General features: G+C 33.6%; 16 protein-coding genes. 5 read left to right on the top strand and 11 right to left on the bottom strand.

The features are described 5' to 3' along the window. Positions 1-12: 12 nt before the first annotated feature. Both ACP3TL_RS12575 and ACP3TL_RS12570 read right to left on the bottom strand, forming a co-directional pair. Positions 13-4197 carry a DUF4011 domain-containing protein gene (locus tag ACP3TL_RS12575; RefSeq protein ID WP_285325891.1) on the bottom strand — a complete coding sequence of 1395 codons (4185 nt, stop codon included), beginning with the start codon at positions 4195-4197 and terminating at the stop codon, positions 13-15. A 355-nt stretch (positions 4198-4552) separates the two neighbouring features. Next, entirely contained in the window at positions 4553-5623 is a 1071-nt protein-coding gene (locus ACP3TL_RS12570) for a M20 family metallopeptidase (RefSeq protein ID WP_069832555.1), read from the bottom strand. A gap of 224 nt (positions 5624-5847) precedes the next feature. Here ACP3TL_RS12570 and ACP3TL_RS12565 point away from each other — a divergent pair, with 224 nt between their 5' ends. Genes ACP3TL_RS12565 through ACP3TL_RS12555 form a run of 3 tightly spaced genes read left to right on the top strand, consistent with a single transcriptional unit; the run spans position 5848 to position 9503 of the window. Further along, positions 5848-7287, top strand: a complete 1440-nt coding sequence (locus ACP3TL_RS12565; protein ID WP_069818070.1) for an NAD-dependent succinate-semialdehyde dehydrogenase — start codon at positions 5848-5850, stop codon at positions 7285-7287. Between the two features lie 21 nt (positions 7288-7308). Further along, a complete protein-coding gene (locus tag ACP3TL_RS12560; RefSeq protein WP_081325294.1) occupies positions 7309-8709 on the top strand; it encodes a glutamine synthetase family protein in 1401 nt (466 codons plus the stop codon). 26 nt (positions 8710-8735) lie between these two features. Beyond that, entirely contained in the window at positions 8736-9503 is a 768-nt protein-coding gene (locus ACP3TL_RS12555) for an SDR family NAD(P)-dependent oxidoreductase (RefSeq protein WP_069818069.1), read from the top strand. 343 nt (positions 9504-9846) lie between these two features. Here the strand turns inward: ACP3TL_RS12555 and eutH are convergent, their stop codons facing one another. From eutH to ACP3TL_RS12510, 9 genes are all read right to left on the bottom strand, one after another. Beyond that, positions 9847-11082 carry an ethanolamine utilization protein EutH gene (gene eutH, locus ACP3TL_RS12550; protein WP_069816919.1) on the bottom strand — a complete coding sequence of 412 codons (1236 nt, stop codon included), beginning with the start codon at positions 11080-11082 and terminating at the stop codon, positions 9847-9849. Positions 11083-11189: 107 nt separating this feature from the next. After that, a complete protein-coding gene (locus ACP3TL_RS12545; RefSeq protein WP_069816917.1) occupies positions 11190-11756 on the bottom strand; it encodes an ANTAR domain-containing response regulator in 567 nt (188 codons plus the stop codon). A 1-nt stretch (position 11757) separates the two neighbouring features. Continuing rightward, positions 11758-13215, bottom strand: coding sequence for a sensor histidine kinase (locus tag ACP3TL_RS12540; protein ID WP_226957499.1), 1458 nt, complete (start codon positions 13213-13215; stop codon positions 11758-11760). 248 nt (positions 13216-13463) lie between these two features. Continuing rightward, positions 13464-14897, bottom strand: coding sequence for an aldehyde dehydrogenase (gene aldA / locus ACP3TL_RS12535; RefSeq protein ID WP_069832553.1), 1434 nt, complete (start codon positions 14895-14897; stop codon positions 13464-13466). Then, entirely contained in the window at positions 14894-16240 is a 1347-nt protein-coding gene (locus ACP3TL_RS12530) for an MFS transporter (protein WP_285325897.1), read from the bottom strand. Before ACP3TL_RS12530 ends, aldA begins: the two co-directional genes overlap by 4 nt. Before the next feature lie 21 nt (positions 16241-16261). After that, positions 16262-16576, bottom strand: coding sequence for an L-rhamnose mutarotase (gene rhaM / locus ACP3TL_RS12525; RefSeq protein WP_277580060.1), 315 nt, complete (start codon positions 16574-16576; stop codon positions 16262-16264). Beyond that, positions 16577-17407: a rhamnulose-1-phosphate aldolase gene (gene rhaD / locus ACP3TL_RS12520; RefSeq protein WP_069832551.1), complete on the bottom strand. Its 831-nt coding sequence runs from the start codon at positions 17405-17407 to the stop codon at positions 16577-16579. Next, on the bottom strand, positions 17408-18667 hold the full coding sequence (rhaA, locus tag ACP3TL_RS12515; protein ID WP_285325899.1) for an L-rhamnose isomerase: 1260 nt from the start codon (positions 18665-18667) through the stop codon (positions 17408-17410). Further along, positions 18654-20120 (bottom strand): rhamnulokinase, encoded by a 1467-nt coding sequence (locus ACP3TL_RS12510; protein WP_069832549.1) that lies wholly within the window; start codon positions 20118-20120, stop codon positions 18654-18656. Before ACP3TL_RS12510 ends, rhaA begins: the two co-directional genes overlap by 14 nt. A gap of 170 nt (positions 20121-20290) precedes the next feature. Here ACP3TL_RS12510 and ACP3TL_RS12505 point away from each other — a divergent pair, with 170 nt between their 5' ends. Together ACP3TL_RS12505 and ACP3TL_RS12500 are read left to right on the top strand one after the other, a co-directional pair. Then, the gene (locus tag ACP3TL_RS12505; RefSeq protein WP_069832548.1) at positions 20291-21040 is read left to right on the top strand and encodes a DeoR/GlpR family DNA-binding transcription regulator; all 750 of its coding nucleotides are present in this window, start codon (positions 20291-20293) and stop codon (positions 21038-21040) included. Positions 21041-21223: 183 nt separating this feature from the next. Further along, positions 21224-22558 carry a BglG family transcription antiterminator gene (locus ACP3TL_RS12500; RefSeq protein ID WP_285336813.1) on the top strand — a complete coding sequence of 445 codons (1335 nt, stop codon included), beginning with the start codon at positions 21224-21226 and terminating at the stop codon, positions 22556-22558. Positions 22559-22705: the final 147 nt, after the last annotated feature.

The raw sequence follows: 22705 nt of genomic DNA, 5'->3' as shown, positions 1-22705 counted from the left end.
ATTATAGTAAGTTCAATTACTGTAATGAATCAGACTTTCATGTGTAGAACGATAATGCCATTGCAAATATTTCTCTGGAAAATTCGCTGCTAAACAATCGTCTAATAAACTTTCTAAATCTTCCATTTCTAAATTATCTTCATCCATGTTATTAGCTCCAAAGAATGTGGTTGGAGGCATTTGTTTAGGATCGCCTACTACTATACAATTTTCTGCTCTTGAAATCGCACCTATTGCTATGTCAGTAGGAATTTGTGATGCTTCATCGAAAATAACTAAATCATACTTAGGAAAATCAGGGTCTATATATTGAGCTGTTGATAACGGACTCATTAACATTACTGGAAATAAGTCTTGTATAATATTTGATGTTTTATTAAATATTGTACGAATGGATTGACCTCGACCATTACTTCGAATCGCTTTTTGTAATAATAAAAATTCTGATTCAAAATCTTCGTTATTTCGTTTTTCTTTAATATTTTGAGTAGCTTTATTTACAGTATTATTGATACTAATTTCATTAAATTCTTTTTCTTTAAGTAATTGGACTTTTTGTTCTATTTCAAATCCATTAAAAGAATCTAGAACTTCATATTCAGAAAAATTTATTCTTATTAAATTTTCAATGATATCCTTCCAAACTATCATTTTAAGTTTATAGCTATTTTCTTCATCGAAGAATTTTTTTCTCACATCTATTTTTAATATTTTTTCTAATTCATCGAATTGTTCATTAATAAACGTCCAATTTTTAAAATCTTCCATACTAGTTTTCCATTTTTCCGTTTTAGTTCTTAATTTCTCTAATTGTAAATCTTTTAAAAATTGTTCATCTAAATTATAATCATTAATTAAACTGTTTGAAGATGATCTTAGTAAAGCAAAATTTTCTTTGAATAAGTTGAATTCATTAGGGTCCTCTATAACTAAGTTTATTAAATTTTTTATTGTGTTCTTTTCTTCTTCATTTTTATTATGAAGATTAATATCCTCTATAAACTGGATTTGTTGACCTAAAATAACTAAATCAGTATTTCTCCCTTTCCAACTATTACCAAAAGAATTAATAAAATCTTCATTTCTTTTTTGTAAAGCTTCTCTTGCCTTTTGAAATTCACTAATAAGTTGTAAATCATCGACAAATTCTTTTTCTTCTAATTCTCTTGGTTGCAATAATTCTATGGCTAAGTGATCTATTAGTTTTTTTGTTTTTTTACTTTTGAACATTTTTTTATTCAAATCTGCATATTCTGATTTTAAATATTGAGTATTGATATCTAATACTTTTTCTTTATACTTGTTCAATAATTTATTGCTTGTATCTCTATATGTTGTTAATACTGCACTAGCATAATTATAAGCACTTTCTAATGTAACTTCTTTGTATAGACTATACATATTGTCACTTAAAGGCTCACTAAGTTTGTATTCTTCTAATTTATCAATCTCATTTTCAAAGTTTTGAATATGGTTAATTGTTTGCAATTCATTAACATTTACATGTTTTTTTAATAATATTTGTAATTGAGAAATCGATGATTGTAACTGCATTATAATTTCCGGAAAATTATCCCTCTTTGAAATACTATATTTAGTAACTTTAAAATCACTTAAAGGATGATTATTTTTACTATATTTAAGCTGATTAACTGTATTATCAACAATAGTAGTAATATCATTAACTTTCACTATATCTGAGTTTTTAAATGTTTTAACTATATTAGAATTCAAATTTATATTACTAGGAATTGAATGATATTGTTCGTGTAACTGTATTAATTCATATAAGCTATATCCACTTAATCCTTTTTTATGAAGGGCTTCAACATAATCACTTAATTCATTTTTCAATTTATATAATTCATTAGATTTGTTTTCAATATCTAGATTTTGTAGTTCTAAATTATGAGCCAAACTTTTTTCTACCTTATCTAAAAACACAGATTTTTTTGTCTTGTTAGAGTGTAATTCTAATATAAAATCTTCTAACCCTAATTTTGTCAAACGATCATTCACAACATTTAAGGCAGCTCTTTTTTCAGCAACAAACAATACTTTTTTACCTTTGTTTATATTATGAATAATCATATTAGTAATTGTTTGAGACTTTCCTGTGCCAGGAGGTCCATGTAATACAAAGCTACTTTGATCACTTGCTTTAATTGCTTCTAATTGCGATGCATCTACTAAACTTCCAGTACTCAATTCATGAGGTTTATCTGTTTTCTCTATATTACGAGCATTTATTTCTTCTAAACTTCGGTCGATTTTATAGTTACCTTTGATTAAAGCTTGGACGTTAGAATTAGAACTGATTTCTTCCTTCCTTGCTTGTAAATCATTCCACATTACAAATTTACTAAAGGAAAAGTTGCTAATTGTAGCTATTTCTTCTATGTCCCAGCCTGCTTTATCCATTATTGTTTTTCTTATTGATGAAAATAATAATGGAATATCTATTCCTCTATTATCTTTAGGTAAGTTTATAAGATGTCTTAAGTCTATATTGAATTTTTGTCTTAAGTATTCTACTAATGTGACATTTAATTGGGGTTCATCATCACTTAATTCAATTTGAAACTTACTACTTGCACTTTTTTTCTCAATTGATAACGGAAGTAAAAGCAATGGCGCCCTATAGAATTTATTTGTCATTTCTGGTTCACACCACTTCAAAAATCCAATTGCAATAAATAAAGAATTAGCACCATTTTCATCTAGATTAGATTTTGCTTTTCTATATAGTGATTTTAATTGCTTTTCTAGCATATACTCTGTTAAAAAACTTCTGATTCTATTTTCCTTAAAATCTGCATCTATCATATCTTTAAAACGTGATTTTAGTGCTTTAGAATTAATTACTGAATTATTTGCTTCTTCTAAAGTTAAAATTTCTGGTTTTTCAATGACTTTAAAACTTTCATAACTGGATAATTCATCCTCTAACGACGCCAAGTCATAAACCATTAACTGAACGGCGCTTTTATTCATTCTAAAATTAATCATAGAATTTCTAAGTGTTAAATCCAACAAATTTCTACTCCAGATATCTGTTTTTTCAATAGAATCCACTTTAAATTCTACATTTCCTAATCTCTCAATAACTGTGTTAGGCGCTTCTGTTACAGTTTCTCTATCTCCATAACCCTCCATTATATAATCTGATTGATCTGATTTTGTCATTATAGGTGTAATGCCATATTGTCTACCGCTAGTAACATCTACTACTCCTTCAAAATTATAAGGACTAACTAAATTTTGATGAGCTATTATTATCGCATCTTCAAATGAAGCATCGTTGCCATTTACTAACGATGTTGTTTCAATAACTTCTATATCTTTAATATCTTGAGATAATCGTTTAGATATCGTTGCGTAATCTGATATATAAGGCTCAGTAAAATTTTTATCTAGTAACCAAAATCCTACGAAGGCATGGTCTTTAATAAATACAACTAATGGATGTAAGCCTATTGCTTCTAAACAAGCGGCATATAAAAACGTTAAATCTAAACAAGTCCCATTTTTATACTGTATAATTTCTTGGGGATAACGAATGTTTTGCCCAAACCTTTCAAAACTTGCTGGAGGGTTTTTATAAGCAATATTATCTTTTTGTAATACTGCATAAATAGCTGCAGCTTGTAACCTTACTTTTTCACTTTCACCTGCTTGATAACCAACAAAACTTGGGTCCCCAGTCCATTCTTTTAATTTCACACCTGCCTCAGCAACAATCCTTCTTATTTCATTATCATTAGGGACTATATACGTACATGTAAGTTCTGGATAAATTTTAGTACCTAACCAATGTTGATAAGGTAATATATTGATTTTATATGGCTTTTTATATAATGTTTCATTATTTTCATCTACAATTTCTATAAAAAAATGTGTTTTAATTCTTTCAGTAATTTCACGGAAATAATCATAATTATAAGAAATACTCGGTTTTTGTATTAATACATCATTCTCTTTATCAATAACTTCTATATCTCGCTCAAATTCATATATAAAACCTGAATTAGAATATATTTTTAATTTTGCATTTCTCAACTCTATGTCTTCTGATTCGTTTACTATATATATATTATTTATAAGTGAAAAATCGTTATGTGCAAGTGAATAGTTAATCATTTCTATAAAATCAACTTTGACATCTAACTCTAAATGAGCAAACTTGGATACTTCCATCGTACCTTCTCCCCTTTTAATTCATGTGTAATTATCAATTATTTTAAAAAACACCTTATAGTCAATATTAATAAATTTAAATCAATTTTAGTACACATTTTCAATTATATATATAAGAACCATTTTAATTTCCCACCTTACGATTAATGTTTTATACTATTGTTATTCATATTAATCAATAATTTTATTCGCGAACTAGATTAATCTCAATTCTGTATTAAACTCTATATTTGTAGGCACTTGAATTTTAAAATAAAATAAATCCTAACTAATCAAATAACTAGTTAGGATTTATTTTTACTTATATTTAAATTTTTTATTCACTAAATTTCTTATTTCAACCACTTGCCTGTTTCTAATTAAACGTTTTTCCAAAACCTACAATGATATCTTTATATTGATCTAATGAGTCTACTACGGCATATTCACCATCTCCATGCCACGCATCACCAGAAGGTCCGAATTCAATTGCTGGCACATCAAATCTTGAAAAGTATCTTGTATCTGCAAAGCCATGCTGTCCAAAAATATTAGCTTCTTGATTGCCAGTTACAGATTTGATTTCTTTTACAAGGTGTTGAATATAAGGATTGTCAATTTCATTTTTCACACTAGGACCTGACATATGCACAGCTATTTCATCATCTGTCACACCTTTAATTTGTTCTAGAATGTCATCTTTATCTTGGTTAGGTAAATAACGAATATCAATTGAAAGCGTACATGTATCTGGTACTTTGTTATAAACCTCACCACCAGAGATTTTAGCGAGATTGATTGAGGGACCATCAAAAATATCTGTAGATTGTTTCGCAAACGGTAAATCAATTATTTTTTCGTATACTTCATACGCTTTTATAATGGCATTGTCACCTTCCCAGGGTCTACTACCATGTGCTGACTTACCATTTAATTGAATATCAAATTGTAAAAGTCCTTTAGATTGATAGCCAATTCCAATTTGAGTTGGTTCAGCACAAATCACGAAATCACCTAAATAGCCTTGGTCAGTTAAATAAGCAGAACAATTATGGCCACCAATTTCCTCATCTGTGACTAATTGAAGTTGAACGCTGGCATCACCTAAATCAGCATCTTGAAGTTCAGTTATTGCAACCATAAATGAAGCGACACCTGCTTTCATATCAGCAGAACCGCGTCCATAAATTTTGCCATCTTGAATTTCAGGGTCAAATTGTGCTTCTTTACCACTCACCACATCAACATGTCCATTTAGAATGAGTCGCTTACTACCTTCGCCTACATTACATATAAGCATCTTATAATCATTGTTCGTTATAATTTCAGGTTTGAGTCCCTGTTCTTCTAACCACTGCTTACAATAATCAATGGTTTCATTTGCAACTTTTTGATTAGAACTATCAAAAGTAATTAATTTTTGTAATAAATCCAACGTTTTGCCCATTCAATCTACCCCCTATGCTTATTTGTGCAAAGTATAGTATATTATCTGAATATTGACAAGATTTAAAAATTTTAGTAACATTTGATTAACACGAAATTGAAAAGGGTTTCAATAATATGATTTTAGTTTTTTCCAAGTGAATAACAACTAAGCAAAGGCGCTTATATCTCAATTAACAAAAATTGAGTATATAGGCGTCTTTTTGCGTATTAAGGGGAGATTATATGACACGTAATTTAAATTATAACTGGGTAAACGGTGAAAAAGTTGAAACAGACAATAGCATCGCCGTCGTTAATCCAGCGAATGGAAACTCAATTGGCAAAGTACCAAGTGTAACTGAGGACATCGTGCAACAAGCAATTGATAGTGCGTCCACTGCTTTTGAAACATGGTCGAATTATACTGCTGAAACAAGGCAAGGTTATTTAGAACAATGGGCAGTCAATTTATTAAATAAACAAGAAGCACTCGCAACGATTATGAGTGAAGAACAAGGCAAACCTTACGCAGAAGCTTTTGGTGAAGTCGGAGTTTGTGCTAAATTCATTCGTTGGTTTGCTGAAGAAGGGAAACGTATTTATGGTGAAGTCATTCCACCTTCATCAGAGAATCAACGCATTTCAGTCACGAAACAACCTGTAGGCGTTTGTGGATTGATTACACCATGGAATTTCCCTGGCGCAATGGTTGCACGTAAAGTGGCACCTGCATTAGCTGCTGGATGTACTGTAATCGTCAAACCATCAAGTGAAACACCAAGAATTGCAATTGCGATTTTCGATGAATTAATGGCAACCGGCATTGATAAAGGAGTCGCAAATATTGTTACTGGTAGTTCTTCAGTCATTTCAGACAAACTATTTGAGGACAAGCGTGTTAGAAAAATGTCGTTCACAGGTTCCACACCAATTGGTAAGAAATTAATGAGTAAAGCTTCTGATCAAGTCAAACGTATCTCGCTCGAACTCGGGGGCAATGCACCAGCGATTGTGTTACCCGATGCCGATTTAGATAACGCTGCAGACGCGATTGTTGATAACAAGTTCGAAAATAGTGGTCAAATGTGTAATGGTATCAACGTTGTACTTGTACACAAAGATGTTAAAGCAGAGATGACACAGAAAATTATCGACCGTGTAAAAACTATCAAAGTCGGCCCAGGTGATCAAGAGGATACGCAAGTAGGACCGCTCATTAATCAAAAAGCGATTGATAAAGTTGAACACTTAGTCGCAGATGCTATGAAACAAGGTGCTCAAGTTGAAACTGGCGGAGATAAAGCTGACATTTCTACATCAAGTCTTTTCTATCAACCTACTGTCATAACAGGAGTTGAACGAACGATGGCTATTGCACAGGAAGAAATATTTGGCCCTGTCGCACCGATTATTACATTCGACGACGAAGATGAAGCGATTGATATTGCAAATGCTTCACCATATGGTTTAGCTGCTTACTTCTTTTCTAATAATATTAATACGGTTTATAAAATCAGTGAAAAATTAGAATTTGGCATGATTGGTGTTAACGGTACTCAATTAAGTGTCCCTCAAGCACCATTTGGCGGTATTAAAGAAAGTGGAATGGGTCGTGAAGGCAGTCACTTTGGATTAGATGGGTTCTTAGAATTGAAATATATTTCATTATCTTTACTTAAATAAACTAATAAGGGGTTGTCATATATGAATAACAATATTAAAGGCAAAAAAGTAACTGGCGATATTACAAAGGAACAATTACTTGAATTAGTTAAATCTGATGATATCGATACACTTATCATGGGCTTTTGTGACATGCAAGGCCGTTTGATGGGGAAACGAATCACGGGTGATTTCATTTTAGAAAATGATATATCTGATGGTACACATTTCTGTAACTACTTGTTAGGTACAAACTTTGAAATGGATACGAACGATAATTTTGAATTTATGAACTGGGACAAAGGTTATGGTGATTATTTAGCTGTGCCTGACTTGAATACTTTAAAAGTGGTGCCTTGGTTAGAACACACTGCGATGGTCTTTTGTGATGTGTATGCCGTAGATGGCAGTGAACCGATTGCAATTGCGCCGCGTAACATTCTCAAACAACAAATTGATAAAGCAGAAGCACAAGGCTTGTCACCACATATGGCAAGTGAACTTGAATTCTACTTATTCAATAATTCATTTGAAGATATTTCGAAACAAGGATACGACAATTTAGAAGCTGCCGGTCATTTAAATGAAGATTATAACTTATTGCAAGGTAGTAAGAATGAACCAATTTATCAAGAAATTAGAAATCAAATGCACTTAATGGGCATTACTATCGAATCTTCAAAAGGTGAAGCGTATAAAGGACAGCACGAAATCAACTTAAAATACTCAGACGCCTTAGATGCTGCTGATCAACATATTATGTTCAAACATGGTATGAAAGAAATCTGTATCCAAAATGATAAATCCGTAACATTCATGGCTAAACCTTACGAAGCATGGACAGGTTCAAGCGGTCATATTCATTTAAGTATGATGAAAAAAGGCACGAAAACGAATGCTTTCTATGCAGGTGATGACGCAGAAGAACCAAAATCTGAAACGATGAAACATTTCTTAGCAGGTATCATTAAATTTACGAGAGATTTTTCATTAATGTTTGCGCCTTACGTAAACTCTTATAAACGTTTTGCGCCTAACTCATGGGCACCGGTAAGTATTGCATGGAGCCAAGACAATCGTTCTGCTGGCTACCGTGTTGTAGGAGAACAAAATGCATTACGCTTTGAATCACGTATTTCAGGTGCAGATATGAATCCATACTTAGCTTACTCTGCTTTAATTGGTGCTGGTTTATATGGTATAGAAAATAAAATCGAACTTACTGATGAACTAGTTGGTAATGCTTATGAACAAGATAATATCGACCGTATCCCATCATCGTTACACGAGGCTATCTTAACTTGGAAAAATAGTGATGTTGTGACAAAAGTCCTTGGTGAAGATGTCGCGAATCATTATTTAGAAGCTGCACAATCAGAACAGAATGACTTCGATTCTTTCGTAACAACTTGGGAACGTTCGCGTTACTTTGAACAAAGCTAAATATACTACTGAGGAGGAAAACGATTATGAGATTACAAGACAAAGTATGTATTATTACAGGTGCTGGCGGTGGCATGGGTAAAGTAGCTGCACAAATGTTTGCAAATGAAGGCGGTAAAATCGCAGTATTCGAAAGAGATGAACAAGCCGGTCAAGCGACTGTGAAGGCAATCACAGATAATGGCGGAGAAGCTTCTTTTTTCAAAGTGGATATTGCTAATGAAGCCAATGTTAAAAATGCGGTCGCCGATACAGTTGAAGCTTATGGAAAAATTGATGTGCTATATAATAATGCTGGTGTCATGCCAGAAGCAGATAACTCTGTCGTCAATACAAGCGAAGACGTATGGGACTTAGTTATGAATATTAATGTTAAAGGTATTTTCTTTATGACAAAATATGTTATTCCAGAAATGGAAAAAAACAACTCTGGATCTATCATTAATATAGCTTCATTTGTTGCTGAAATGGGTTGTTCAGTGCCTCAAGATGCGTACACCGCTTCAAAAGGTGCCGTCGTATCTTTAACGAAATCATTAGCAATTCAATTCCGTCCTAAAGGCATTCGTACAAATGCAATCAGCCCTGGTCCGATTGAAACACCCTTATTAATGGAATGGTTAGTTGCAGATGAAGAAGCTAAAAATGCGAGATTAAACAGACAACCTACTGGAAGATTTGGCAAACCAGAAGATATTGTCAACGCCGCGTTATACTTAGCGTCAGATGAATCGGATTGGACAAACGGTGCAAACATGAACGTAGACGGCGGTATCACTGCAAACTACTTCTAATACCTCTCTATAGAATCAGCCTTTAAGGAAGCAGGAACACGGAATCAAATTCTACATTTTGATTTCATATTCCCGCTTCCTTTTACTGTGTTCTAAATAAATTTCATGACGTGTTTCTTCAATTATATATAGTTATATAATTGAACCATTTTTGTAAAGCGCTGACGCCTAGGGAAATAGTATGAGTGAGAGACTATAGGCTCGAGCCATACTATTCCCCAGGCAAGCATGCGCTTTTAAAATCGGATTATTTTAACTTTAAAACACCAATCCATTAGAAAATAATAGATTGGTGTTTTAAAATTGAGACTGAGGTATTTATGACCCGTCCCTGTTTTTCAGTTTATTTATCTAAATATTCATGCTCTCCAATGATGCCGGCACGTCTATCAATTTCTTCCAATTTTCTCGCTTTCGGGATACATAGAATGTAAGCAAAGCATATTGCTATAATACCCGCACTCAATTTACCAATTAATACAGCTGGTATGAGCGTTGGCTGAAAATTTGCCGTATATGACAAATGATCTCCTAATAAGAATGCACCACAGACACCGAATGCGATATTTAACACTTTATCTTTAGGTGGCATATCTCTTACTAACTTGAGCATAGCTAGAATATTAGCAATTGTAGCGATAAACCCAGCACTACCTACTTCACTGAGTCCTACTTTACTACCAACAGTATGCAAACCTTTAGAGAAGTACTTACGTATTAAATAAACCATTGGAAATGCACCCGATAACATAATAGCAATATTCCCTGCGTTCTCTAATGCCCTAAAGTTATCTTCACTATCCGCCATAATTGGATCGAATCCCCAGACACCAAAAACTGTTGTAAATAATCCTGTAAATATTTCTACTACTGAAAATACAAAGACCAATTTAATACAAGAATCTAGTATTTTACCAAAGACAATAAAGATTTTAATCATAATATCCGAGAAGAAATACAGTCCAATGGCTGTTACTACTACAAAAATAATTAATGGTAATAAGTTGATAAATACAGTGGATAAACTGATTTGAAAAACGTGAGTGGCTGCACTCGTTGTATCAATCACTGTACGGATTTTTGTATGACTAAATAAAATAGTTACCGTAGAAATAAATACGCCAAAAGGAATGGCTAACAATCCTGATAGAATACCCAAAGCCATGTATTTATGATCTCGTTTATCAAGCATTGGTAGACCAAGCGGTATTGTGAACACGATTGTGGCACCAGCCATAAAACCAACAATCATTGCCATAATCCAACCTTCATAGCTATCCTTTAATACATCTGCGAGTTGATATCCCCCCATATCTGTCGCGAGTATTGATGTTGCAGCTATAGCGGGATCCGCACCAATTTTATCAAAAAGTGGTCCAAAGAATTTTTCTATAAACTGCGATATGAATGGAATAGAAGCCATAATACCTGCTGAGTTAGCAAAGATAGGTCCGATGGTATAAATACCTTCCATAAATTCCTTCCCTATACCTTCATTCGCATTCCGAATTGCACCAAAAGCACCTAACACTGCACATACCATAATAATGTAAATAATCACTGTACCAATATGTTCCATGATAGTTCCCCCCATTTTTATGAGCTATAAAAAAACAAAAAGGTGCCTATTTGATTAATTCAAATAAGCACCTTTGCTTGATTATATTCACTTGTATTGTAATGCTATTACCCCAATTGTTTAATGATTGCTGAAGCTTCTTTTTCAATAGCTATTTGGTTATCCATACTGTTTCTCCTAAGCTTTTGATAAGCAGCTTCTTCCGTTAAATCAAGTTGCTTCATTAATAAGCCTTTTGCTTTTTCTATACGTTTCCGATGTTCCATTTGCAAACGTGTATCACTCACTTCTTGCTTGAGTTTACCCATACTATCTGATTGCGACATTGCAATTTCAATAGCTGGTAGCAATTGTGACTCAGATATAGGTTTAACGATATAACCTACGACATTTTGTTGCTTAGCTTCTTCAACGTACTCACAATGACTATATGCTGTCAGGATAAGTATCGGAATATCATGTTTCTTACCAATAATTTTACTGGCTTTTAAACCATTCAATTTCGGCATTTTAATATCCATGACAATTAAATCTGGCCGAAATTGATCTGCGGCTTCAATTGCTTTTTCTCCATTACCTACTTCTGCGACGACATTGTAGTTTGCTTCCCCAAGCATTTCTACTATATCCATTCGGACAATCGCTTCATCTTCAACTACCATAATAGATTTCATTTCAATCCACCCCTTTGTGTTGAAATTCAACTTTACCTATTGTTCCAATTGAATTACGGTCAATGTTAAATGTACCTTCTAAATCATTTTCTGCTATAGTAGTAACAATTTTCAATCCAAATGATGGTAGAAAAGCACTCTCTTCTTCGCCTGTATCTTGAACTTCAAGCTTTACGGTATCCGATTCTGTATCGTAAGCTAGCGTTACGCTTATTATACCCTCAGTCTGATTGTTGAAAGCATGTGTTAGACAATTCGTAATTAATTCATTCGCAATCAACGCTACAGAGACTGCAATATTAGATACTAAATTAATATGTTCATCTGTCTGATATGTAATATGTAAGGTTTTATTCGATGATTCGTTATAAACGACCATATTACCTATCTTTTTAATCAATTTATCGATATTCACCGTATCTGTCGATGATTCATCTAGAATGACTTCATACACAGATGCGATACTTAGAATGCGATTTAAACTTTCTTGGAAATATTTTTCACTGCCATTTGGCAAACCGCGTCTCATCTGTAAGCGCAGTAAACTGGCTACGGTCTGTAAATTATTCTTCACACGATGATGTACTTCTCTAATTGCTACAGATTTAGAAATAAGTTCGCGTTCCTTTTCTTTCAAATCTGTAATATCTTTCAGTAGAATTAAATGACCTGTCATTACGCCTTCTTCAAGTAACTGAATACATTTCACTTGAAAGTAGTGTCCTTTAAGCTCGCGTTCTTCAATTGTAATAACACGACCATCTGTAAGCATGTCTTTAATGCTCGGAAACAATGCTACGAAATTCAATCCCGCTTCACAATCGACACCCACTAAATCTCTAACCATTGTCTCACCGGCTAAATTATAGTAGCGGATGTCTAATGTGTTGTCTAAATCAAATAAACTTTCTTCAATCATATCCGGTACAAAAATTGGATTATCACTATTTTGCGAGACGATATCACTTAATGTTGTTGTTGCCTGTGTCAAAGCTCTTAATCGTTTTTCTTCCATTACTTTGTTGCTTACATCTATTTCCATAATCAGCGTGCCAACAATGGCATTTTCCAATTTAATTGGTGTAACACTTTGTTCTACGACTTTACCTTCTTGAGTGATTGCACGATGTTGTGCAAAATCATCTCCTTCCAACACTTGGAATACAGCGGGTTCAAATTTTTCATACACGTTTTCACCAATGACTGAACCTTGGTATAAACCTTCGTCATTTGTAGGTATGGCTTCCGCTACTACTATAACTTCTCCATCTTTTTTAGTAGGACAATCAATAAACACATTCGCCCTATTTAAATCAGCAATCATTTGTAAATGATCAGATACTTCTACGATATGTTGTGTAGCCTGTGGTGTTAAACTTGTATGCGTTTTACATAAATTTTTCACTTCGTTGATAGTCATCATTCCAAACATAGTTGTGCGAATTTTTAGATTTCTCATATATATAACTACCATTATGAAATTTTGACGATTATATGTCAATGTATAATGAGATAATTTAAAAATTTATAGTAATTTTTCATCATTATTGCGTACTCTCACTTATTCTACATCGCATTTTTATATGGCTCATATATGTGTTGCTCTACGCTTCTTATAATTAAAACGAGAGCAGAATAGAAATCAAAATTTGATTTCCTATCCCGCCCCCACAAGACTCTCTATAAACAAGCTCGGTTGTAAATTATTTATTCATCTAACTGCATATATACGATATGTGTTCTTAAATATTCTTCTAAGCCATGCTTACCGTCTGCTCCACCAACACCTGATTGTTTTACGCCTGCATGGAAACCTTGAATTGCTTCAAAGTTTTCTCTATTTATATATGTTTCACCGAATTCTAATTTTTCTACTGCTGTAAATGCTTTTTGGATACTCTCTGTATAGATAGAAGATGTTAAGCCGTACTTACTGTCATTTGCTAATTCAATTGCTTCTTCAAAAGTATCAAATTCAACAATTGGCAATACAGGTCCAAAGACTTCTTCTTGAACAATATCCATACTATTTTCACAATTTGTGATGATTGTAGTTGGATAGAAGTAACCTTGTTGCTCAGGTATTTCTCCGCCACATTTAATTACGCCACCTTGTGCTTCAGCTTTTTTAACATGATTATGCACACGCTCTTGAGCCTGCTTATTAATTAAAGGACCCATGTCGTAATTATGTTCTAACGTATTACCAAAACGAACTTCGCTCATTTTTTGAACTAATCGTTGTGTGAATTTTTCACTTATACTGGAATGTACATACACTCGTTCAGCACAGTTACACACTTGCCCCGTATTAATAATACGTGAATCTATAATATATTGAACTGCTTTATCTAAATTAGCATCTTCTAAGACAATTGCCGGTGCTTTACCACCTAATTCTAAATTAACTTTAGTTACATTTTTACTTGCAGCTTCCATTACTTTTTTACCTGCTGAGACACTACCAGTAATAGATACGAGTGCGACTTTACTATTACTCGCAAGCTCATTACCCACCACGCTACCTTCACCGTTCACTAAATTAAACACACCAGGTGGTAAGCCAACTGTATCTAAAATCTCAGTGAATATTTGCGCATTTATAGGTGTTTCTTCTGAAGGTTTAACTACAATTGTATTTCCAGTAATAAGTGCTGGCGCTGTTTTGCGTGCGATTAAGAAGAACGGGAAGTTCCATGGCAAAATACCTGTAGTAACACCCAGAGCTTTTTTGTACATTAGAATATGTTCCTTCTTACGATCACTCTGTATGATTTCTCCTTCATATCTTCTTGCCCACTCTGCCATATAATCTATATAATCTGCTGTAAAAAAGGCTTCCGTGTTCGCTAAATCATATATTTTACCACCTTCTTGCATAATGACTTTGGTAATTTCTTCACTACGTTCTCGAATACCTGCTGCAATTTTTTTAAGGTAGTTGCCTCGCTCAATTGCTGGCAGTTCGCTCCATTTCGTTTGGGCTTTATCTGCGTAGTCGATAGCTTCTTTAGTGTCTTGTTCTGAACCTCTGTATAACTTTGCAATTGTTTCTTCAGTTGCAGGATTTTTCACATCAATTGCATCTTCCATGTTTCTTTCTACAAATGAACCGTTAATATAATCTTTAATATTTATCATATTTTACTCTCCCCTTCTTGAATCATGGTATTTGTTTCTGGTGTAATGCTTACGCTACTATTTGCCCTTTCTCCATATCTTTCACGTTCAATCTGTTCTAACGTCTTACCTTGTGTCTTAGGAGTTAGGACAATGCCAATGACTGCATGAATAACTAAAAATGAAATCATAATGATTCCAGTAATTTTGAATCCAAGTGATGCTAAAATGGTAGGTAATACAAATGTATATACTGATATTCCTGCTCGTACTATAAAGTACATCAAGCCTTGCGCACAGGCACGATAACGGGTTGGGAATAGTTCACTTGTCCATAATGCATAAAAGGCTTGGGCACCTATACCTGCTGCTGATCCCCATAATAAAACAAATAAAATCAGTGATATCCAATTCATAGGTGCAAAGGTCAATATAATCCAAGCAACAATACCCATCGTTGCACCAATACTAAATAGTAATCTTTGACTGATACGGTCTCCTAATTTCATAAATCCAAAGTAAGTCGTAATCACTGTACACAGCCATAAAATCGCTTGTAAAATGTTGGCTTGTGCACCACTCAGACCACCGACGCTTTCATAAATAAAGGGCATAAAGTACCCCATGGCGCCAGACGTTAAATTCCAAAATAAATAAATTCCTATAAGTAATAACATTGCTTTTAAATTCACTGGGTTAGTAAATAATTCTTTAAAAGCTGATGTCTTTTTAACATTAAACGAAGCTTCTCTTTGTTCTTTTTCCTTCTCTTCTTCCCAGATTTTAGATTCTTCCATACCTTGTCTAATCCACCACGTAACACCCGCGATGATAAACAAATGTAGAAAAATTAATCTTGAGCCTAATAATCCTAATGGCGCTAACATAACTGCTAAAGTAAAAGTAATTGCTGGTCCAATAGACCAAGCTAATTGTGCAGTTCCTACACGTTTTGCTCTTTCTTTTTCTGGTGCTTCTTCTGCAATATATGTCCAAGCTACAGGTACCCCTATACCTACAGCTATACCAACAATGATTGTACCTGTAAGTAACATTGATAAATTAACAGATAGCATGATAATTAAAATACCTACCATATATAATAATAGATCGTATTTAAAGATAAATTTTCTACCTAATTTATCTGTTAATGGACCACCGATTAATGCACCAATTGCTGCACCTAACGCGTTCGCACTTAATGCACTCAGTAAGCCCATCTGCCAATTATCAATATTTAAATATGCTTGCCAGAGTGATAAACTACTCGCTGCTGCAATAATTGAACCCGCTTCTATATAATTGGCCATCGCAACTGCAATTGTTGCCAGCCAGCCATTTGTCTTTTTAGGTTTTAAACTCATAACCTCATCCCCATTTTTCGTTTATTTCAAATAGAACATCTCTCTCAATTCAGTTGATTTAGGACTGTTATCTTCATTCACTTGCATGATATCAGCCATGTAGTCCCACCATTTCCGACAAATCGGATTTTGCGCCATATTGTCATATGCTGTTTTATCGGTAACATCAAGTACTGCAAATAATTCTCCAGTGGCTTCATTTAGAAAGATACTGTAGTCATGCACGCCGTTCTCTTTTAATAACTGTTTCATTTCAGGCCATAGTTCATCATGTCTTCGTTTATATGCATCATAAGAACCTTCATTGACATACATCACCGTTGCAATTCGCGTCATCTATCTCACCTCAACCTCTAAGTAACCTTCTTTAGGTTCAACATTAAATCCTTGAGCTAACTCCCATAAATTCTCATCCGAAATCGTTTGTTTAATACCACCTTGTGCTTGCGCATACGTATATACTTCAGCTGCTTTTTCAATGGTTTCAATCAGACCAAACACTTCGTCTAAATCATGTCCTGCTCCAAATACACCATGAAATGGCCAAATCACAGATCTTTGCTGTTTCATTTTTTCTGAAGTGAGTTGTCCTATTTGTTCTGTGCCAGGTACCACCCACGGAATAATACCAATTGCATCTGGAAATACAACGAGACATTCTGTACACATTTTCCATAATGTTTTCGTAAATGCCTTTTCATCTAATTCGTGCGTATACGTCATCGCAATCGTATGTGTGGCGTGACAATGCATAATAACGCGGTGTGTAGCATCGACTTCTAAACGTTGGATATGATTCATTAAATGCGTTGGCAATTCACTTGTTGCTACTGCATCGTTCACAAAACCCCATAAAATGTTATAGCTTTTACCGTCTGCTGCAATTTTAATTAAACCTAATGCATCTTGTGGATCGTCTATAATATTTTTGAAGTATTTTCCTGTACCAGTGACAAGAATATATTTATTCGCTAATGGACGCACCTCAAATGGCAGACTTACGTTTCTTATATTTCTTCCATCTTCTGATAAATACGGTTGAACCTTGGCAGCATCTAATATCCAAGATATGTTGCCTCCGTTACGTTCGTCCCAACCTTTGTGATACATTAAATGTGTAATCTTAGATAATTCTTTAACCGAGGGAGAATCTACAAAGTTTTCCAATTAAATTCCTCTTTCCTGTAAAATATTTTCTTCGTATTTTTTAATTGGCTCATACCAATCCAATCCTGGTTCAGCATCGTTTCTGCTACAAAATTCATTCCATATCGCGCCAAACGGATACATCTTCATTTCTTCTTGTAACGCTAAACGTCTCGTAAAATCACCGCTTTGTTCAACTTCTTTTAATTCATTAATAGGATCTAATAATGCTTTAAGCAATGCTTTTTGCATATTTCTAGTACCAATAACCCATGCAGCCACTCTATTAATAGATGCGTCAAAGAAATCTAAACCAACTGCTGTACTCTTAAGTAAATCGTTATAAATGAGTTCTTTGGCTATCTCATTCAATTCGTCATCCAATGTAACCACATGATCGCTATCCCATCTTACTGGTCTAGAAACATGTAAACTTAAACCTTTTGTAAATAAATTGAGTGCCGATAATTTGTTAGACACCACTTCTGTTGGATGATAATGTCCGGCGTCTAGTAATATTTGTTTATTTCTTGTTAAGGCATAACCCATATAAAATTCATGAGAACCCACAACATAACTTTCAGAACCAATACCAAATAATTTACTTTCTAATGTATCGATATTGTAGCTTTCGTCTATTTCTTCTTTTAAAATTTCATCCAAACTCTCCATCAAACGTTTGCGAGGTGTTAAACGATCTACCGGTGTGTCTTTATAACCGTCTGGTACCCAAATATTTGTTGTTGAAGGTTGACCGAGCTCTTTACCAAAATATTCACCGATTTTTCTAGATTGTTTACAATGTTGTATCCAAAAGTCTCTAATTGATTTATCCGGATGCGCTAATGTAAAGCCATCTTCTGACTTCTCATGACTGAAGCATGTTGGGTTAAAATCTAATCCCAATTCATTCTCTTTTGCCCAATGCACCCACTTTTCAAAATGCTTTGGCTCGATTTCATCTAAATCGATTGCTTCTTCAGATTCGGCATAAATACAATGTAGATTAATTTTATGTTTTCCTGGAATATGCTTTAAAGCTTCTTCTAAATCACTTCTAAGTTCTGCTCCATTACTTGCTTTACCTGGATGATTACCAGTAACTGATATGCCTCCTGATAATTCTTGATTGAAAAGGAAACCTTCTACATCGTCTCCTTGCCAACAATGGATAGAGATTTTAATATCTTTTAATTTAGCTAATGCTTTCTCTACATCAACGCCTAATGTCTCATATTGTGTTTTTGCTGCTTCAAATGCTTGCTTATTATACGTACTCATAATGAGTAACCCCCTTGAATGTCTTAATATCTTGATTTGCTATATGCTTTAACTCCGGTTTGTCTATCTTTGTCGTATCTGTAGAACGCTTAATTACCGCTCTAGCTTCTTGAATATTTTCAAACTCACCTGTGCCAATCATTGTTGCTGCCAAATTCCCATAAATTGTCGCTTCTGTTGGCCCCACAATGACGTCACAATTTGTATACAAGGCCGTAAGTTCATTTAAATAGTCATTGTTGGAACCACCGCCAACAATATTGATTACTTCGATTGGTTCTCTTGTTATTTCGTTTAACTCTTCTATGGAAATTGCATAAATTATTGCCAGATTCATATAGACGCTTTGCACAATTTCACCTAACGTTTGTGGCACTGTTTGGTTTGTCTGAATACAGTAATTTTTAATTTCATCCACCATACAGTCAGGATTAATAAAGCGTTGATCGTTAAAATCGATATAAACTTTAAAGTCTTGATGTTGCTTTGCTTCCTCTACCATTTCAGGAAATGTATAATTTTCAGGCCAATCTTTGCGTATCCGCTGTATAATCCACATACCTATAATATTTTTTAAGAAGCGATAGGTGTGATTCATACCGCGTTCATTAGAATATCCAAGTTCTAATGCTTTTTCAGTTACGATTGGGCTTTCTAATTCTTTACCTATTAATGACCAAGTCCCACTTGATAAAAAAGCCCATTTTTTAAATGCATCTCCAACAGAACCTAAAACAGCTGATGCGGTATCATGCGATGCTGTGGCATAAACATGTGTCACAGGTAAATCATCCTGGATGTTTAAGTCTGCATTGATTTCGCCTATGTATGTGCCAGGTTCAATCGTGTTTGGAAATTGTGCCTTATCTATTCCTATTGATGTTAGTAACGCTTGATCTAATGAATGATCATGCACTGAGAGTAATTGTGTCGTACTTAAATTGGTAATTTCATTTCTTTTCTCATTGGTAAGTAAATAATTCAAATAATCAGGAATAAGCAAAATATCATGTGCTTGATCTTTTAATGCGTGTGTCTCTTCAAACAACTGATAAATTGTATTAAAAGTTAAAAATTGAATTCCAGTTTTTTGAAAAATATCATATTTGGAAACTTCAGTGAATAATTTATCCATCGTTGTATCCGTTCTTGAATCTCTATATGAGACGGCATTTTGTAAGCGCTTCCCTTTGTGGTCTAAAAAAAGATAGTCTACGCCCCACGTATCTATACTTAAATAACACTCTGTGATGCCCATAGCTTTAGCTTTTTTCAAAGAAACAATAATTTCTTCAAATAAATAGTCAACATCCCACACTTCCTGTTGATTCTGTGTTGTAAAACCATTGGCGAAACGATTGATTTCTTGTGTTTTAATCTGGTTATTGTCGATATTTGCTAAGATAGCTCTACCACTAGACGCCCCAATATCAACAGCTATATAATGCTTCAACTTATCACCTCTTTGGTTATGATTATAATCAAACAATCCACATAAATCAACATAAAACAAAATATTTTGATAATTAATGTGGTTTATGTGTTGGTTTCAGTCTTTTTTTGTGAGATTAAAAGCGGTTTTATGCTATAATGATGACAATATATATTTAGGAGAAATTTATTATGAAGCCATTTGAAAGAAGAAAGTCACTACTAAATCATCTCTATTTAAACAATGTTGTTTATGTGAATAAATTAGCTTCTGAATTTAATGTTTCAGAAGAAACAATTCGTCGAGATTTAGAAAAATTGGAAAAAGAAGGTATCGTAGAACGGAATTATGGTGGTGCGAAACTAATCAAAACTGAAGAACTGCCTTATTCTGTAAGACATACGCGCAATAAAGATAGCAAAGTCATTATTGCTAAAAAAATTGATCAATTTATACAAAATGATACAAGTTTATTTGCTGATTCCAGTTCTACAATAAATGAAGCATTAAAGCGTTTTGCTATTTCTAATAAAAGAATTCATATCATAACAAATGCTGTAAACGCACTATATGAACTTAACCAAACATCTATGGAAATCAACTCAACAGGTGGCAAATTATTAAAACATTCTTCTGCATTAGTTGGTCCTCAAACGACAGAATCAATTAATAAATTCCATACTGATTATGCGATTTTAAGCTGTAAAGCCTTGTCTAAAGATGGCATCATCACCGATTCTAATGAATACGAATCTCACATTAAAGAACTCATGATCAATAAAGCCAAACAAGTTATCTTGGCAATTGATGTTTCTAAATTTGATGGCAATAGTTTAATAAGCTTTGGTCACCTATCCAATATCGACTATATCGTGACAGATACTGAATTTGATGACGAATGGAAAAGCATCCTAGAAAATCATTCAGTAAAGATAATATAATTTCTCTTTTTAACTTTCATATCTTATAATCAATGAATTAAGAATGAAATTATTAAAATAATAAACATATTATACGATAAGCACTTATCATTCCAAATGCGATGGTAAGTGCTTTTTCTCGTTCTAATCACAATGATGTACATAAAACGGAAATGCATTTGTGTCTAATGAGTGTACAACTCTTTGATTACCTGTGCTAAATTAGAGTCAACAACAAGGGAGGGATTCAAAATACAAGCAGAAAACTTTAATATCATTACCGAAATGATTAAAAATCCGAAAATTAAAGGCAAAGACTTAGAAGTAATGTTCAACATGTCTCGCAGACAACTTGGCTATCGAATCCAAAAAATCAATGAATGGTTAACTGAACAAGATTGCCCAACAATTGAACGCACAAGCCAAGGATTCTTCATCGTTGATGATATAATCAAAAATTTTCTTAATGTATCACTTGAACCTATTCCACAGGAAGATGAGCAAGTATATACTGCTTACCAACGCGCGCATCTCATTTTACTGATGTTGTTTAGAGAAGATGAAACATTGTCATTAAATCACTTTGCAATCGATTTAAAAGTAAGTAAGAACACAGTGTTAAATGATTTGAAAAAATTAAAATTATTACTAGAACCATATGATGTCACTCTGAAATATTCACGACAGGAGGGTTATTATTTAGTCGGTAATGAGTTTGAAATTAGAAGACTTTTAACACGCTTAATTGATAAAGTATTCACTTTAAATATTTCAAAGGATGATATTTTAACAAGTTTAGCTTTGCAAGAAGATAAACTTCAAATCATCGATCTTCAAATTAACAAAATAGAACAATATTTAGAGAATAATTTTATTGATCAAAGTACTGAGACATTACGCTATAAACTCTATTTCATCATGAGAAGAATTCAGCACGATAAGATTGTCTCACCTTTTTCAATTGGATACGATGACCTTTCCGACACTGAGGAGTATCAAGCGACTGAAATACTAACTTCAAACTATCCTGATATTCCTTGGCAAGAGAAATTATTTATAACATTGCAGCTCTTATCAACAAGTGTGCAATGGTCAGAATTAGATGACGTGAAAGTTTTACCGGAATTAAAAACTGCACTACAAAGCATGCTTGATCAATTTGAGAAAATTACTTTTATCACTTTTGAAGATCGTGAAACGTTGGTCAACCAATTGTTGTTTCATATGAAGCCCGCCTTTTACAGAATTAGATATGAGTTATCTGATGTCGACAGTTTACAGAATAATCTGAAAGATGATTACAAAGAATTATTTCATCTTGTTAAACTCTCTTCCAAACCTATGGAAAAGTTCTTTAACCAACCATTACCTGATAATGAAATCGCATATCTAACCATACTCATTGGCGGTATTTTAAGAAGACAAGATGAAGACATCGACAAAAAAGTAAAAGCTGTGGTGGTTTGTACACAAGGTACGTCAATTTCTCAACTCATGTTACAAGAATTACGGAGTGTGTTTCCAGAATTCATATTTTAAGATGCCTTATCACTACGTGAATTTAACCAGTATACGCTAGACTTTGATATTGTCTTTTCACCAATGCACGTGATGACACACAAAAGATTATATATCACAAAGGCAATATTAACTGCCAAAGAAAAACACGATCTTCGTCAGTACGTA

Origin of the sequence: Staphylococcus caseorum (assembly GCF_049943195.1) — a bacterium.
GTDB classification, from domain to species: Bacteria; Bacillota; Bacilli; order Staphylococcales; family Staphylococcaceae; genus Staphylococcus; species Staphylococcus equorum_A.
Note: the sequence above shows the minus strand (reverse complement) of the source record. Positions and strands in the feature narration are given on the sequence as shown.

Bases quoted from the DNA above. Each gene is read 5' to 3' on its own strand.
- ACP3TL_RS12575 (WP_285325891.1), bottom strand. From the start codon at position 4,197: ATGGAAGTATCCAAGTTTGCTCATTTAGAGTTAGATGTCAAAGTTGAT.
- ACP3TL_RS12570 (WP_069832555.1), bottom strand. From the start codon at position 5,623: ATGGGCAAAACGTTGGATTTATTACAAAAATTAATTACTTTTGATAGT.
- ACP3TL_RS12565 (WP_069818070.1), top strand. From the start codon at position 5,848: ATGACACGTAATTTAAATTATAACTGGGTAAACGGTGAAAAAGTTGAA.
- ACP3TL_RS12560 (WP_081325294.1), top strand. From the start codon at position 7,309: ATGAATAACAATATTAAAGGCAAAAAAGTAACTGGCGATATTACAAAG.
- ACP3TL_RS12555 (WP_069818069.1), top strand. From the start codon at position 8,736: ATGAGATTACAAGACAAAGTATGTATTATTACAGGTGCTGGCGGTGGC.
- eutH (WP_069816919.1), bottom strand. From the start codon at position 11,082: ATGGAACATATTGGTACAGTGATTATTTACATTATTATGGTATGTGCA.
- ACP3TL_RS12545 (WP_069816917.1), bottom strand. From the start codon at position 11,756: ATGAAATCTATTATGGTAGTTGAAGATGAAGCGATTGTCCGAATGGAT.
- ACP3TL_RS12540 (WP_226957499.1), bottom strand. From the start codon at position 13,215: ATGAGAAATCTAAAAATTCGCACAACTATGTTTGGAATGATGACTATC.
- aldA (WP_069832553.1), bottom strand. From the start codon at position 14,897: ATGATAAATATTAAAGATTATATTAACGGTTCATTTGTAGAAAGAAAC.
- ACP3TL_RS12530 (WP_285325897.1), bottom strand. From the start codon at position 16,240: ATGAGTTTAAAACCTAAAAAGACAAATGGCTGGCTGGCAACAATTGCA.
- rhaM (WP_277580060.1), bottom strand. From the start codon at position 16,576: ATGACGCGAATTGCAACGGTGATGTATGTCAATGAAGGTTCTTATGAT.
- rhaA (WP_285325899.1), bottom strand. From the start codon at position 18,667: ATGAGTACGTATAATAAGCAAGCATTTGAAGCAGCAAAAACACAATAT.
- ACP3TL_RS12505 (WP_069832548.1), top strand. From the start codon at position 20,291: ATGAAGCCATTTGAAAGAAGAAAGTCACTACTAAATCATCTCTATTTA.